This is a genomic window from Psychrosphaera sp. 1_MG-2023, from assembly GCF_030548245.1.
Lineage (GTDB): Bacteria > Pseudomonadota > Gammaproteobacteria > Enterobacterales > Alteromonadaceae > Psychrosphaera > Psychrosphaera algicola.
Genome location: NZ_JAUORW010000004.1, coordinates 153,192 through 167,789, shown reverse-complemented (window position 1 = coordinate 167,789; position 14,598 = coordinate 153,192). Strand labels below are relative to the sequence as shown.

The 14,598-nt window shown below is 40.6% G+C and carries 14 protein-coding genes; 13 read left to right on the top strand and 1 reads right to left on the bottom strand.

The features are described 5' to 3' along the window. Positions 1–118: 118 nt before the first annotated feature. The 9 genes from Q4575_RS04915 to Q4575_RS04875 all read left to right on the top strand — a co-directional run bounded on the left by Q4575_RS04915 (position 119) and on the right by Q4575_RS04875 (position 10,860). Complete coding sequence (locus Q4575_RS04915) at positions 119–2,800, top strand: TonB-dependent receptor (protein ID WP_303521522.1); 2,682 nt, start codon at positions 119–121, stop codon at positions 2,798–2,800. Between the two features lie 126 nt (positions 2,801–2,926). Continuing rightward, entirely contained in the window at positions 2,927–3,838 is a 912-nt protein-coding gene (locus Q4575_RS04910; RefSeq protein WP_303521521.1) for a class I SAM-dependent methyltransferase, read from the top strand. Between the two features lie 45 nt (positions 3,839–3,883). Next, on the top strand, positions 3,884–5,719 hold the full coding sequence (locus Q4575_RS04905) for a putative 2OG-Fe(II) oxygenase (protein ID WP_303521519.1): 1,836 nt from the start codon (positions 3,884–3,886) through the stop codon (positions 5,717–5,719). Positions 5,720–5,898: 179 nt separating this feature from the next. After that, positions 5,899–6,666 (top strand): DUF3450 domain-containing protein, encoded by a 768-nt coding sequence (locus tag Q4575_RS04900; protein ID WP_215964296.1) that lies wholly within the window; start codon positions 5,899–5,901, stop codon positions 6,664–6,666. A gap of 6 nt (positions 6,667–6,672) precedes the next feature. Then, positions 6,673–8,034: a MotA/TolQ/ExbB proton channel family protein gene (locus Q4575_RS04895; RefSeq protein ID WP_215964297.1), complete on the top strand. Its 1,362-nt coding sequence runs from the start codon at positions 6,673–6,675 to the stop codon at positions 8,032–8,034. After that, complete coding sequence (locus Q4575_RS04890) at positions 8,034–8,558, top strand: MotA/TolQ/ExbB proton channel family protein (RefSeq protein ID WP_303521518.1); 525 nt, start codon at positions 8,034–8,036, stop codon at positions 8,556–8,558. The genes Q4575_RS04895 and Q4575_RS04890 overlap by 1 nt, the downstream gene beginning before the upstream one ends. A gap of 11 nt (positions 8,559–8,569) precedes the next feature. Next, positions 8,570–8,974, top strand: a complete 405-nt coding sequence (locus Q4575_RS04885) for a biopolymer transporter ExbD (protein WP_215964299.1) — start codon at positions 8,570–8,572, stop codon at positions 8,972–8,974. 1 nt (position 8,975) lies between these two features. Continuing rightward, a complete protein-coding gene (locus Q4575_RS04880; protein WP_215964300.1) occupies positions 8,976–9,590 on the top strand; it encodes a TonB family protein in 615 nt (204 codons plus the stop codon). A 4-nt stretch (positions 9,591–9,594) separates the two neighbouring features. Next, complete coding sequence (locus Q4575_RS04875; protein ID WP_215964301.1) at positions 9,595–10,860, top strand: tetratricopeptide repeat protein; 1,266 nt, start codon at positions 9,595–9,597, stop codon at positions 10,858–10,860. Positions 10,861–11,102: 242 nt separating this feature from the next. On the opposite strand, the gene Q4575_RS04870 is transcribed toward Q4575_RS04875, so the two are convergent. Then, entirely contained in the window at positions 11,103–11,609 is a 507-nt protein-coding gene (locus Q4575_RS04870) for a diguanylate cyclase (protein WP_215964302.1), read from the bottom strand. Between the two features lie 234 nt (positions 11,610–11,843). Here Q4575_RS04870 and Q4575_RS04865 point away from each other — a divergent pair, with 234 nt between their 5' ends. From Q4575_RS04865 to apt, 4 genes are all read left to right on the top strand, one after another. Next, a complete protein-coding gene (locus Q4575_RS04865; protein WP_303521516.1) occupies positions 11,844–12,269 on the top strand; it encodes a hypothetical protein in 426 nt (141 codons plus the stop codon). A 69-nt stretch (positions 12,270–12,338) separates the two neighbouring features. Next, positions 12,339–13,160, top strand: a complete 822-nt coding sequence (locus Q4575_RS04860; protein WP_303521515.1) for a DUF692 domain-containing protein — start codon at positions 12,339–12,341, stop codon at positions 13,158–13,160. A 35-nt stretch (positions 13,161–13,195) separates the two neighbouring features. Further along, positions 13,196–13,981: a DUF2063 domain-containing protein gene (locus Q4575_RS04855; RefSeq protein WP_303521514.1), complete on the top strand. Its 786-nt coding sequence runs from the start codon at positions 13,196–13,198 to the stop codon at positions 13,979–13,981. An 83-nt stretch (positions 13,982–14,064) separates the two neighbouring features. Then, complete coding sequence (gene apt, locus Q4575_RS04850) at positions 14,065–14,598, top strand: adenine phosphoribosyltransferase (protein ID WP_303521512.1); 534 nt, start codon at positions 14,065–14,067, stop codon at positions 14,596–14,598.

The following is a 14,598-nucleotide window of genomic DNA, read 5'->3' as shown; positions in this document are numbered from 1 at the left end:
GCGCTTTTATCAATTACTGATTGATTATTGTTCAATTACTGGTCGGAGCCGTTACGGCTAAAACTTATAATTCATAAAAAAATGAATCACTAATAAAGTGGTCCAGGGAGAAAACTTCATGTTTACAAATAACAAACTAGCTAAGTCTGTTCGCTTAGCAATCATGTTTGGTGCTGCAGCTACAGCACTACCTGCAACTCAAGCGTTCGCGGCTGAAGAAGAAGCTGAAGAAGTTGAACGTATTGAAGTTACGGGTTCTCGTATCAAACGTACCGACCTTGAAGGTGCTTCACCAGTTAACATCATTACTGCTGAAGACATGAAAGTTGAAGGTAACTTCACGGTAGCTGACGCACTACGCGGCAGTTCATTCAACTCGTTCGGTTCGTTCTCTGAGAAATCTGGTAGTTCTGCACAGTCTCAAGCAACATTAAACCTACGTGGTGCTGGTTCTAACCGTACGTTAATCTTGTTAGACGGTAAACGTCTTCCAGGTTCTCCTACTTTAGGCGGTCAATCTGCTAACCTTAACGCAATCCCTATGGCTGCTGTTGAACGTATCGAAATCTTAACAGATGGTGCTTCTTCAACTTACGGTTCTGACGCGATTGCTGGTGTTGTAAACATCATCTTGAAAAAAGATTACGAAGGTCTAACTGTTAATATCGGTTCAGGCTGGCGTACACGTGATACTGATGTTGGTGGTACTCCAACTTCAAGCGAATTTTCAATCATTGCTGGTTACAGCAACGATAAAGGTAATATCACTTTCTCATTCGACCATCAAAAACGTGAAGGTATTTCTGATGGCCAACGTGCATTCACAGCTGCACGTGCTGAAGATTTAGATGGCGATGGTGACATTGAAATCTATTCTGATGAAACAGACGGTTGGTCTTACTACGGTGCAAGTGTGTTTGATCCAGCTTTCGATACACTATACTCATCTCCACTTTGTGATGATTTAATTGCTGAATACGGTGAAGATACATTTAAAGAATTTGACGGAACAACTGCATGGGGCCCAGGCTCTACAGTTTGTGGTTTCGCATATGCTAACGTTTCTTATAACCGTGCTTCTATCGACCGTAACACTGTATTCGTAGACGCAAACTACGAAGTAGCTGAAGACGTTGAATTCTTCACTCGTGCAATGTTCGTTCAAAACAAATCTTTCGGACGTTATGCTCCTCCAGCGGCTCCATGGGAAAATATGTCAGCTGACAACCCACATAACCCTACTGGTTTAGATGGCGCTTACGGTCTATTCCGTTGGGTTGGTATCGGTAACCGTGACGGTAACGTTCATGATTACAACCAAGATTACTTAATGGGTCTACGTGGTTTCTCTACCATCGCTGGTTTGGATGTTGACTGGGAAGTTTACTACCATAAAAATGTAGCGGACAACAAATCTGTTGGTCAATACTACTTGTCTTACGGTGGTTTAGCTTACAATGAGAAAAACGACATTGATTTAGGTTCAGAACAGGGTATAGCTAATATGAAAGCTACTACACTAACTGAAGATTCTTCAACGTTTGACCAATATTATGCTGGTGCTGGTTTTGATGCATTCGAACTACCTGGTGGCCAAGTGGCTCACTACATTGGTATGGAATACATGGAAATCAACTTCGCCTCTATCTATGACGGTCAGTCTGCTGCTGGTCTAGTTGGTGGTTCTGCTGGTAACTCTGCTGAAGGTATGCGTGATATCACTGCATTCTTCTACGAAGCAGCATTACCTGTAACTGACGATGTTGAAATGAACATTGCTGCTCGTTACGATGACTACTCTGACTTTGGTGATAACCTTGCACCAAAAGTATCTGTTCGTTGGCAAGCACTTGACAACTTAGTTGTACGTGCATCTTACTCAGAAGCGTTCCGCGCACCTGGTTTGGATGAACTTAATGCGGCGACTACGTTCTCTGCTGAAGCAGCAACGGATTACATCAGCAACCCTGATGCAGCTGAGCGTCAATATGATACTTACTACAAATCTAACTCTAACTTAGGTCCTGAAACATCTGAGTATATGAACTTTGGTGTTGCATACGACATTACTGATGACTTCGCTGTTAAAGTTGATTACTTCAACTTAGACATCTCAAACGTTGTTCAAACTAAAACTGTTAACGGTCTTATTAATGACCAAGCAAATGGTAACTTAACGCCATTAGCACCTGGTGCAAATACAGACAATGAAACGTTTTATCTAATCCGTGCCGGTGGTTCTTTAACTGGTAACATCCTAGAAGCTGGTACTGGTTACTTCAACGGTGTTGGTTTCGGAATTGAAGGTGTCGATTTAACGTTCACTGGTAATATCGAAACAGATTTTGGTGATTTCAGCGTTAATGCTGTAAACAGCTTTATCTTAGATTACGCTACAGATAACGGCGGCGACTCTGTAAACACAGCTGGCTGGTCTGGACAACCTGATCACCGTGCAGTATTTACATTCGGTTGGGCTCTAGATGGACATAGTGTTACTTGGAACACTAACTACATCGCAGATACTTCTGAAGATGAGCAGTTAATTACTAAAGATGAAGCTGGCGCTGACCTAGCTGAAGACGATTGGTACTACCAAACGGAAGGTAAACTTGACGCTTGGATTATCCACAGCCTTAACTACTCATACAACATGGGTGATTACGGTCGTGCATCACTTACTATCTCTAACTTAACAGACGAAGATCCAGTATTATCTTCAGCTGGTGTGTATGAGAACCCGGATTTATATAATAACTTCGGTCAAGACGTACGTGTAAGCTACACAATCAGCTTCTAATATTGATTTAAAAGCGAATAATATTGAAAAGCCGATTCTTTGAATCGGCTTTTTTTATGTATTATTATTATGAAATTAGACAGTTAGTCGTAAAGTGTAACTACAAATTTTAGATGATTGGACAATATGCAAACGCAAAAGTACTGGGATAATTATTGGCAACAGGGCCATATTACGTCATTTGGCAATGAAATTATGGGGACGTACAGTGGCGCGATAAAACACTTTTGGCAACGTTATTTAGGCGATACTCAACCGAACACAAGATTGCTAGATATGTGTTCTGGGAATGGCGCACTGCCTATGTTGTTTCTGCAGTTTCAGCCAAAATTATCGATAGTTGCTACGGACTTAGCACAATTAGATGAAGCGAAACTTGAGCAGCAAGTTAAGCGTCAATTTCCGGCATGCGAAATAGAATTTAAGAGCCGTGTTGATTGTACGGCACCAAATTTAAATGGGGACAAATTTGATATAGTGACGAGTCAATTTGGAATTGAATATGCGCCATTAGAGCAGGTTATTCCGGCGGCCTATGATTTGTTAAATAAGCACGGCAAATTTGCAATTATCACCCATGTTTATGATTCGCGTTTTATCAAGCAAAATACTGTAAGTTGGGCGTTTGTAGGGGAAGTTAGAAAATCTGGATTAACTGACATACTTAGGGCGCAGATCGCATCGGAAGATAATAACTCATCTGAAAAAGTGAGGGTTTCACATCAATTACAAAAAGTGACAGCGAATCTTAAAGCATTTGATAATGTTGAATATGGCTTGCTCAATATAGATGGTTTTATACAGATGTCGTTAGGCATGCAAGACAGCAACAAACTTGAACAACTCATCGCATTATTTGATAACGAAATGTTAAATTATCATTCTAGGTTGTCTGAATTGGTAAAAGCATCACGTACAGAAGAGCAACTTTCAGAAATTGTTACTATGGCATCAAATTGTGGGTTTACTTTACAACAAAGTCATCGGGTGCAAGATCAAACTGGCATTCTTGGTCACGGATTTGTTTTTACAAAATAGCTTCTGTTTTATTATAGTTATAAATTACTAAAGTTCGAGGTATCCATGAACACCCCACACATTCGACAACAAATTGCTCAGTTCTTTCAATTTGTCAAACAGGGGAAGTACGGCGACGCTGCACAGTTTGCAAGCTTACCTCACATCCAGAGTATCAAAGACCCACAAGTCCAGCATGCGCGTGGGGTGACGTTCCTAAACATTGGCTATGAGCAACATGCACTAGACGCTTTTTTACTTTTTTTAACAATGGCGCCTGAACATCATCCTATTCACAATATTGTTGCCGATCTTAGCGCCAAGCAGGGCAAATATGAGCTGGCCAACACCCACTTTGCAAAAGCAACAAATTTGGCAAGTCATGTATATCAGTACTGGTTTAATTGGGGCCTTTGTTGGAGTCTTCAAAACCAACATGAGTTAGCGAAAGCGCATTTTCTTAAATCACTGGCAATTGAGCCAGGCTTTGCGAAAGCCCGTTTTGAACATGCAAAAGCCTGCCTTGCACTTAAAGATTATGTTGGCTCGGAGCAAGCTTTAACAACGCTTTTTAATCAAGAAACTCAGCAACCTCCTTGGAAATGGCATTATGTTTATGGTCAAGTACTTGAGGGACTTTGTCGAACTGAAGAGGCAAGTAAGCAATATCAGGCTGCCTTGAGCCTGAGCGTCAATGACCAAGAGTCAGATGTACTTTATGAATGTCTTGCATTGTTGCATGTGAAGCTTTGTGACAATGAACAAGCACTATCTTGGTTAACGAAAGGGGTTGAAAATCACCCGACTAGTCGAGTTCTGCATAAATTGTTGTCTAATTTAAAATATGAAATGAACGCACCTAATCCCCTTCGTAATTATGAATCAGTCTCTGTGAACAACTTTAATACTGAGTTACAACATGATTATGTTTCATTATTGATGTCTCAAGGTAAACTCGATGCGGCAAAATCTGCACTAGTTAAATTTAAGCGTAATAAACCCAAAACCAATGCATTTACCAATCTCGATTGTCAAATAGCAATCAAAGAACATAGGTACGACGAGGTTTTGTCGGCCGTACCCACGACATTGGATATGAATAACCCCGGGGCCAGACAACTTTGTGAGTATTCTACTTTAGCTAATCTGGCATTAGGAGATTACGTTACTGCGGGTAAAAAAATCGATTTATTACTCGATGCAGATGCAACGAATCAATATTATTTGGCGTTAAAATCGACAGAATTAAAGTTAACTAATAAAGATGCCTATGAACAGCTGATAAATTTTCATTCATTAGTAAGTTTTTGTGAAATTTCTGTTACGGCTGATTATTCTTCAATTTTAGACTTTAATGAGCAACTTATGGCGGCATTGAAGTCTATCCATACGATGCAAAAACAACCATTAGGACAGTCAGGTAATGGCGGAACTCAGACCCCTGGTTACTTGTTTGACCATCCACATAAAGTTATTCAAGATTTAAAAATATCCCTCCGCAATTCATGCTCAGAACACCTTTCAAATATCAGTAAATTACCTTATTTGGAACATCCTGCGTTAACTCGGTTTAGTGATCAGTTTAATATAGTAACTGCGTGGTCTATGTGGCTTAGAGACGGCGGTTATCATGTTCCCCACTGTCACCCTAAGGGGTGGTTTAGTAGCGCATACTATGTCAACACACCGGAGTGCATCACTCAGGGCTCTGAACAGGGGCAAATTTACTTCGGGAAACCTGGAATTGTGACTTATGATGAGATAGTCGAAGACTATGCGTTAACACCTAAAGCGGGTCACCTAGCATTGTTTCCATCTTACTATTGGCATGCAACTAAGCCATTCGTTAGTGATACGCCTCGTGTGGTTGTCGCCTTTGATATCCTACCAGTAGCCAAGTGAACAATAAGTAGACGGTTCAGGAAGAATAACGAAAATATTAAGTAAATCGGGCGATTTTGTTAATTGACGTTACAGATTATGTTTGGGACACTCGATGGTCGATATTCCGTGACTTTAGTCACTGAATGGAGAGTAAAAACTCTAAAAGAGAACTTAAACACATACATTGGTTGGGAACTATGTCAAAGATGAAATTAAGTCTAGTCGCGTCAGCGTTAGTAGGGGCGGTAGCATTTACCGGATCTGCTTTTGCAGCGGATCCACTAGAGAAAATTCACGCAGCAGAACGCGTTATTCACAAAGCAGCTGCTAAATCTCAAACGAAAATTGACGCGATTCAAGAACAGACTCAAGATCTGGTTATTGAATATCGTAGCGTCGTTGACGAAATGGAGATCAATAAAGTTTATAATGATCATGTTGCGAAATTAGTAGCAGCACAAAACGACGAAATTGCTTCTTTGGAAGAGCAAATCGCTGAGATCGAAAATACAAAACGAAATGTTGTTCCTCTGATGTATCGAATGATTGATATGTTGGAAAAATTCGTAAAAGCAGACATTCCGGTTAAATTGGAATTGCGCACACAACGTATTGAACGTTTACGTGCAACCATGGTAAACCCTAACGTAAGTACTTCTGAGAAATATCGTCAGGTACTTGAAGCTTACGAAATTGAAAAAGATTACGGTAGTGCTGTCGAAGCATGGCAAGCAACTGAAACGTTTGATGGCAAACAAATTACTGCTGACTTCGTTCACGTAGGTCGTATTTCATTAGTTGCACAGTCTAAAGATCTTAAGAATGCATGGGTGTGGAATAACACTTCTCGTTCTTGGGAAAAATTAGGTGACGAATACCTAAAAGATGTGACTAAGACAATCCGTATGGCTCGTAAACAAGCGCCATTAGATCTAATTAAACTACCAATTTTTGCTGCGGAGTAATAACACATGAAAAAGGTATTTAATTCATTGGTTTTAGCCGCTGCTTTAGCAACTGCAGGTATCGCAACTCAAGCGAATGCAGCAGGCGAGCTAGACAATTTATTGCAACAAGTTAAGAAAGACCGTATTTCAGAAGGTCAACTTAACAAGAAGCGTGAGCAAGAGTTTTCTTCTGCTCGTGCTGACAAACAAGCATTGTTGAAAAAAGGGCAAGACGAACTTAAAGCTGAGAAAGACCGTGGCGACCGTTTGCAAAAGCAATACGGACAAAATGAGAAAACGTTAGCTGTTCGTGCTCAAGAATTGAAAAATGCAGAAGGTACTTTGGGCGAAATGTTTGGTGTTGTACGTCGTGCAGCTACTAATACAATCGGTTCAATTACTGCATCTAACATTTCTTCACAGTATCCTGGTCGTGACAAACTTTTAGCAGAACTTGCTGAAGCTAAAAAACTTCCTACGACTCGTGAATTAGAAGAGTTATGGATTGCATTACAAACAGAAATGACTGAATCAGGTAAAGTAGTTAAGTTTGAAACTGAAGTTTCACAACTTGCTGGCGGCCAAACAGTTGAAACTGTTACTCGTGTTGGTTCGTTCAACCTTGTATTAGACGACGGTAGCTACGTTATTTATAACGACGCAACTGGTAAAGTTCAACCTTTAGGTAAGTCTGCTGAATCTCACTTCCGTTCATCTGCTAAAGAATTAGCAAGTGCACCAGCGGGTTCATTTGTACCTTTCTATGTTGACCCTAGCCGTGGCGGTATCTTGCGTCTTAACACGCAAAAAGCAACTTTAGAAGACCGTTATCACCAAGGTGGTACTCCAGGTTACGTAATTACAGCGGTATTGGCTATTGGTTTCCTAATTGCCCTATTAAGCTTGTTCACTACGTTAACTGAAGGTTCTAAGATGAAGAAGCAGCTTAAAGATACTTCAAATCCATCTGAGAATAACGCGTTAGGTCGTATCTTAAAGATTTATCATGATAACCGTGGTTCAGATGTTGAAAATCTAGAACTTAAGTTGGATGAAGGTATTCTACGTGAAACGCCTCGCATCGAACGTGGTATCAACACAATCAAGATCCTTGCTGCTGTAGCACCTTTGTTAGGTCTATTAGGTACGGTAATCGGTATGATTGAAACGTTCCAACAAATTACGTTATTCGGTACTGGTGACCCTAAACTAATGGCTGGTTCAATCTCTATGGCACTTGTAACAACTGCTATGGGTATCATTGCTGCACTACCACTAATCTTTACACACAGCATCGTTGCTGCACGTGCTAAAACTATCATTCACATCTTAGATGAGCAAAGCGCTGGTATCATTGCTGCTCATGCTGAGAAGGAGAAAGCCTAATGATATACCTGATGGGTCTATGGGAATCCGTCAGGGATTTTATTGGCACTGGCGGCTTTGTTTTATACTTTGTCGCATTCGCCCTACTTGTTATGTGGGCGTTAATGATGGAGCGTTGGTGGTTTTTGACAGTTGAGTTTCCAAAATTGCGTGATTCTATTATTGCAAGATGGGATGCTCGACCAGACACGACTTCATGGAGTGCACATAGGATCCGTGATGCTTGGGTTTCTGAGGCATCCGAACTATTAAACGCAAGAATGTTAATTATTAAAACTCTTGTTGCGATGTGTCCGCTGATTGGTCTATTAGGTACAGTAACCGGTATGATTACTGTATTTGACACAATGGCGTCGCAAGGTACTGGTAACCCTCGTTTGATGGCTTCTGGTATTTCAATGGCGACAATCCCGACAATGGCGGGAATGGTTGCTGCGCTATCTGGAATCTTCTTCAGTACGCGTCTTGAAACAAGAGTTAAAGTGGCAAAAGAAAAGCTAGTTGATAGCTTGCCACATCACTAGGAGATTGAACTATGGCACGTAAACAACGTTTTCGTGAAGATGATGATGCCGCAATTGATATGACTCCGATGCTAGACATCGTATTCATCATGTTGATATTCTTCATCGTTACAACGTCATTCGTGAAAGAAGCTGGTATTGAAGTAGTTAAGCCAAAAGCAGCTGCCTCAAAGCCAAACTCTAAAGGCAACATATTTATCGCGATCAAAGCTAACGGCGAAGTTTGGATGGACAAACGTCTAGTCGACATCGAACGTGTAGCTGCAAATATCGAGCGTATGTTGGCTGAACAACCGACTGAATCTATCATCGTGCAAGCAGATAAAGAATCTAAACACGGTGTTGTGGTTAAAGTAATGGACGCTATCAAGTCGGCTGGTGAACTAAAAATCATCATCGCAGCGGAGAAGAAATAGTATGTTGAGATTGATTGCATCACTTGCGGTTGGTGTAGTAATCACATTCGGCTTGTTTGTTGTTATGGCTGAGCTTATCTCTGGAGGTGCAAAATCCAAAGATGAGCAACGTGAGAACATCATCGTTGAAATAAATACTACTCCGCCGGAAAGTAAAGCGCAGCAGCGGAACCGTGTTCCGCCGCCGCCTCCGCCTCCGCCTAAGCAGCCGCCTAAGCCGCAAACGCCTGAACCTGAACCTGAAATTTCTGACAGCACCAGCATGGGTATTCGTATGCCTACTGTTGATGTCGGTGGTGCAAGTGCAGGACTAAGTGGTCCAGGTGCATTGGTTAGAGATGGCGACGCTACACCTATTGTACGAATTGAACCAAAATTCCCGACTAAAGCTGCCCGTGATGGTATCGAAGGTTGGGTTAAGTTGAGCTTTGAAATTAACAAACTTGGTGGTGTTGAGAATGTCGAAATTATCGACGCTGAACCCAAACGTGTTTTCGACCGCGAAGCAAGAAAAGCGCTACGTAAGTGGAAATACAAGCCAAAAATGGTTGATGGAAAACCTCAGCACCAAACTGGTTTAAGTGTACAACTAGACTTTAATTTGGGAGGAGGTTAGTAATATGAATAACACATTGAAACTAGTCCTTTCAGCTTCATTAGTTTTAGGTGCACTTGTTGCTCCTAAAGCTAAAGCAGCGGTTCCAGCTGAGAAAGCTGAATTAGTTCAGCAACTTAAGAAACAACGTGGTGGTAAAGCGTTAGGTCCGAGAATCGGTAAGAAAGTCCAAAAGGCTTTTGAGTTGTATTCAGCGGATGATATTAAAGGCGGTTTAGAAATCCTTTTAGAAGTTGATGCTAAAGATGATTTCGATAAAGCCTATATCGATCGTTTTATCGGTAATATGTATGCGCAGGAAGGTCAAGTTGACCTTGCGTTAAAACACCTTAATAGTGCTAAAGACATCGACGAATTACCGTTTGATGATCATAAAGGCGTGCTTAAGCTGATTGCCGATTTATCGATTCAAGAGAAAAAATATGAAGATGCGTTGGTAAATTATCAAGCGTTTCTTGATTTTTCTCATGACGAAGATCCGAACGTTTACTTGCGTATCGCAAATGCACATTATGAGTTGAAAAACTATGATGCGGTACTTGCACCAGCAAGAAAAGCGATCACTTTGTATGAAAAACCAAATCAAAACCCGTATGTGTTAGTTATGGCGTCTTACTACGAACGTAAGATGTATCCAGAAGCGACGAAAGCGGTTGAAGACTTGGTTAAAACTTTCCCTGACAATGCTAAGTGGTGGACTCAATTAGGCATGTTTTACATGTTAACTGAGGATTACCAACGTGGATTGTCAACAATGGAAGTTGCTCATAAGCAAGGTTTCTTAACTACGCAATCTCAAGTTAAACAGTTAGCACAACTTTACGCATCTAATGGCATTCCTTATAAAGCTGCCATTATTCAAGATGAGTTTATCGCTAGTGGATTGATTAAGAAAACAGAACAGACGTTGTCAGTTATGGCGAGTACCTATCAAAATGCAAAAGAGTATGCGAAAGCAGCGAAGTATTTTGGTGAAGCCGCTAAGATTGATAATGACGCAGACTTGTACCGTAAGCAAGGCACAGCGTATATGGTAATGGAACGTTTTGATAAAGCTGTAGAAGCTTTTGATAAAGCGCTTAAATTTGGCATAAAACGCAAAGGTCCTGTCTATATGGGTATAGCAGAAGCACAGTTTTATTTAGAAAACTGGAAAGAGTCCTACGCGGCTATCCAAGAAGCTAAAAAAGACAAAAACTCTGCTAAATCAGCTGCAGGCTGGGAAGGTTATATTAAAGACACAGCAAGCCGAAAAGGCACTGTTCTTTAAATACGTTTTCGTAAAAAAAAAACCGCCTCAAGGCGGTTTTTTTGTATCTAAAGCAAACAAATTTTAGTTTAGCCATTTTTAGTATCCGACAGTACAATATTGTTCGCTATAAACATGACAAACCACAAACAGCCTTGCGGTTACTTTTATTTTTCGGGAGGATTAGCCCCGTCCAAAGTATTTAATTATACCAATCTTCACAATTAAATCGTCAGTTCAGTACGTTGGCCGAATCATGACAATTAATGTAATTTATAATATTGCAACTCGCATGCGTTTGGTCCCTTGCTTTCCGCTTTAAACGTTAAATCCTCTGTCAAATTAAACAGTTGTTCCAACTCTATGTCGTTATTAGGTAAAACGTTTAATGCACCGATGGAAAAGTTAATGTTAATTCCTAGTTGAACGAGTTCGGAAACGCAATCAGTTAAGATCCTTTTGGCGACAGTCTCGGTGCCGTTTTCATCTAAATTAAAAAGCCCGATGGCAATTTCATTGTCGTGGAAGCGACAAACTAAATCAGTTGAACGTTTAGTTGAGTTTTCTACATGTTCGGAAACAACTTTAAACATTTTACGGTCGAGTTCTTGATTTACATTAAGATGGGTATGGATGATCATAATCGTGAGAGCGTCTTTTTCTCGCATCATTCTATTCCATTCTCGTTGGAATACCTCGGCGAAGTAGGCTTCACTATATAGACCGGATAGATTGTCACGAAATGATGTTTCTAATCTGCTAAAAATCATAGTGTTTCTTCATTTGTATTACTGGTATTTTTGATTATAGTTGCTAATTGTCATTTGTTGGTCAATAAAATATTAGAGTTTTGACTATTTTTATTGAAATAAAATGGATAACCGTCAGGTCATCTATGTAAGCAATGTTGAAAGGCGATATTATTTGTCGTTAACATTATCTATTATTAGCTCAACATAATCGTATTTTTGTAAAACAGCAAAATTCGAACTAAGGGGAACTCCATGAAATTGAATAAAAAAATGACACTCGCTGCAATCGGTGTGGCTGCACTCGGAACTTCAGTTGTCGGTAATGTCCATGCTGCGGGTTTTCAAGCAGTAGACATGAAAGGCGGCTATGAAGTCCAAACATTTGAAGCTAAATGCGGTGAAGGCAAATGCGGCGGCGATAAAGCGAAAAAAGAAGCTAAATGCGGCGAAGGCAAATGCGGCGGCGATAAAGCGAAAAAAGAAGCTAAATGCGGCGAAGGCAAATGTGGCGGCGATAAAGCGAAAAAAGAAGCTAAATGCGGTGAAGGCAAATGCGGCGGCGATAAAGCGAAAAAAGAAGCTAAATGTGGCGAAGGCAAATGCGGTGAAGGTAAGTGCGGTGGCCATAAAGCTAAAAAAAGCGATAAAGAGGCCAAATGTGGCGGTACTCAAGCTTAAGTAATTTAGGCAATAGTATTAGTAATGAAATAAGAGCCAGCTAGTCTGGCTTTTTTATTGAGGTGAAGTGTGGAAATATCTGGTTCGGGTTTAGGATTTAGACGTGGAATGGAAAACGACCTCACAACAATCGTTGAGTCGAATGTTAATTTTGTTGAGGTAGCGCCGGAAAACTGGATGAGACTCGGTGGCAAGTTTCAACATACTCTGGCGGAAGTAAGCCGTAAAATACCATTAACGACTCATGGACTAAGTCTGTCAATAGGCAGTCCTGACCCATTGGATATTGAGTTCGTTCGTGAAGTTAAAACCTTTATGAACAAATTTAATGTCCGTCATTACACTGAGCATTTAAGTTATTGCTCAGCGAATGGCCATATGTACGACTTAATGCCGATCCCATTTACCGAAGAGGCTGTTCGCTATGTTGCGGAACGAATTCGACTCGTTCAGGACGTGTTAGAACAGCAAATAGCCATCGAAAATGTATCTTATTATTTAAAAACGGGTCAGGAGCTTTCTGAATCTGAGTTTTTGAATGCTGTGCTGGCGGAAGCGGATTGTAAATTACTATTTGACGTTAATAACGTATATGTCAATTCAATTAACCATAAGTACAATGCAAAAAGTTTTATTGACAAGGTTCCGTCAGAACGAATTTTGTATGGCCATATTGCTGGACATTATGATGAGGCCGTCGATCTAAAAGTCGACACGCACGGCGATGACGTTAAACCCGATGTTTGGGCTTTACTTGAATACGCTTATGCAAAACACGGTGTTTTTCCTACGTTATTAGAGCGTGATTTCAATATACCTCCAATGTCTGAGTTATTAGTTGAAGTGGATATGATTACGGCGATTCAAAATAAATTTAAACGCACGTTATAACGCAATTATCAAAACCACAAAGGGTGAGTTTTTAAATGACTAAGTTAACCGAGGCTCAGTTACATCTAGCGCAGCAAATAAGAACGGGCGTTACGCAAAGCAATAATAAAGATGAACAAAGGCGCGTCGAGATCTATCAAGAGTTATTTTTCAATAATCTAGAAGACTTTTGTGCCACTACCTTTCCCGTTTTAAAAAGCACTATGGGCACAAAAAAGTGGCTTGCACTTGTTCGGTCGTTTTTTATTGAACACCAATGTGAAACGCCTCACTTTATAGAAATAAGTGAGGAGTTTTTAACGTATCTTGCACAATCACCTGGGACTTTAGAAGAGCCATGGATGCTTGAACTTGCGCACTATGAATGGGTGGAGTTAGCAAGTGCAACTGCAATGGGTGACTCGGGAGAAGATGTGGTTTCCGATAGAGAAGCGGTTGTTGCTGAATTTGATCAAGAATTAGTTGCTGTTGGGCAATTTTCACAATACTTGGTTAGCATACCTGAATCTACTTGGCCACTAGCTTATAATTACCCAGTTCATACTATTTCGGCAGATAACAAGCCCTTAGAGCCGACACCTACGTACATTGTGGTTTATCGGGACCCAAGTTACGAAATTCAATTTGTTGGCACTGACGCGCTTACCGTCCACTTGATGACATTTATTCAGCAACATAACCAAGTGAGTTTCACGCAATGTATCGATTTTTTAACGTCGGACGCAATTCAACTAGAGCAGGGCGGTGCGCAACAATTTGTGCAACAGATGTTTGCCGAATTTAATCAACGTCGGGCGATAACGTTAACCTTACAAATTTAATCTTAAAGTTTTGTTCAGTTTAGTGTTTTGCCTTCTAATCCAATCTGTCATACTGCGATAAGTAAATATGAGTTGGATTAAAAATGTCAGACATAATAAAAGACAGTATTAAAACCATTCCTGACTACCCGAAACCGGGCATTCAATTTAGGGATGTGACCTCGTTAATGCAAAACCCTGTCGCGTTTTCGGCGACAATTGATAGGTTTGCAGCGCAATATCAAAATAGTGGGATCACTGCTATTGTCGGAACGGAAGCGAGAGGTTTTATCTTCGGAGCACCATTAGCTTATAAAATGAACGTACCGTTTATCCCCGTTCGAAAACCTGGTAAGTTGCCTCGTGACGTTATTTCTCAGGCATACGTACTCGAATACGGTAAAGATATTTTAGAATTACACACAGACGCGTTATCTGCCGATGATAAAGTATTAATGGTTGACGATTTATTAGCGACCGGTGGTACGATTGAAGCGACAACCAAGTTAATTCGAAAACTGGGTGCGCACGTTGAAGACGCGTGTTTTGTCGTTAATCTACCTGAGTTGGGCGGTGAGAAACGTCTGACTAACTTGTCAGTTAATAGTTTTTATTTAACTGAATTTGAAGGCGAATAA

Excerpts from the sequence above, each read along its gene's own strand:
- Q4575_RS04915 (WP_303521522.1), top strand. The coding sequence starts at position 119 with ATGTTTACAAATAACAAACTAGCTAAGTCTGTTCGCTTAGCAATCATG.
- Q4575_RS04910 (WP_303521521.1), top strand. The coding sequence starts at position 2,927 with ATGCAAACGCAAAAGTACTGGGATAATTATTGGCAACAGGGCCATATT.
- Q4575_RS04905 (WP_303521519.1), top strand. The coding sequence starts at position 3,884 with ATGAACACCCCACACATTCGACAACAAATTGCTCAGTTCTTTCAATTT.
- Q4575_RS04900 (WP_215964296.1), top strand. The coding sequence starts at position 5,899 with ATGTCAAAGATGAAATTAAGTCTAGTCGCGTCAGCGTTAGTAGGGGCG.
- Q4575_RS04895 (WP_215964297.1), top strand. The coding sequence starts at position 6,673 with ATGAAAAAGGTATTTAATTCATTGGTTTTAGCCGCTGCTTTAGCAACT.
- Q4575_RS04890 (WP_303521518.1), top strand. The coding sequence starts at position 8,034 with ATGATATACCTGATGGGTCTATGGGAATCCGTCAGGGATTTTATTGGC.
- Q4575_RS04885 (WP_215964299.1), top strand. The coding sequence starts at position 8,570 with ATGGCACGTAAACAACGTTTTCGTGAAGATGATGATGCCGCAATTGAT.
- Q4575_RS04880 (WP_215964300.1), top strand. The coding sequence starts at position 8,976 with ATGTTGAGATTGATTGCATCACTTGCGGTTGGTGTAGTAATCACATTC.
- Q4575_RS04875 (WP_215964301.1), top strand. The coding sequence starts at position 9,595 with ATGAATAACACATTGAAACTAGTCCTTTCAGCTTCATTAGTTTTAGGT.
- Q4575_RS04870 (WP_215964302.1), bottom strand. The coding sequence starts at position 11,609 with ATGATTTTTAGCAGATTAGAAACATCATTTCGTGACAATCTATCCGGT.
- Q4575_RS04865 (WP_303521516.1), top strand. The coding sequence starts at position 11,844 with ATGAAATTGAATAAAAAAATGACACTCGCTGCAATCGGTGTGGCTGCA.
- Q4575_RS04855 (WP_303521514.1), top strand. The coding sequence starts at position 13,196 with ATGACTAAGTTAACCGAGGCTCAGTTACATCTAGCGCAGCAAATAAGA.
- apt (WP_303521512.1), top strand. The coding sequence starts at position 14,065 with ATGTCAGACATAATAAAAGACAGTATTAAAACCATTCCTGACTACCCG.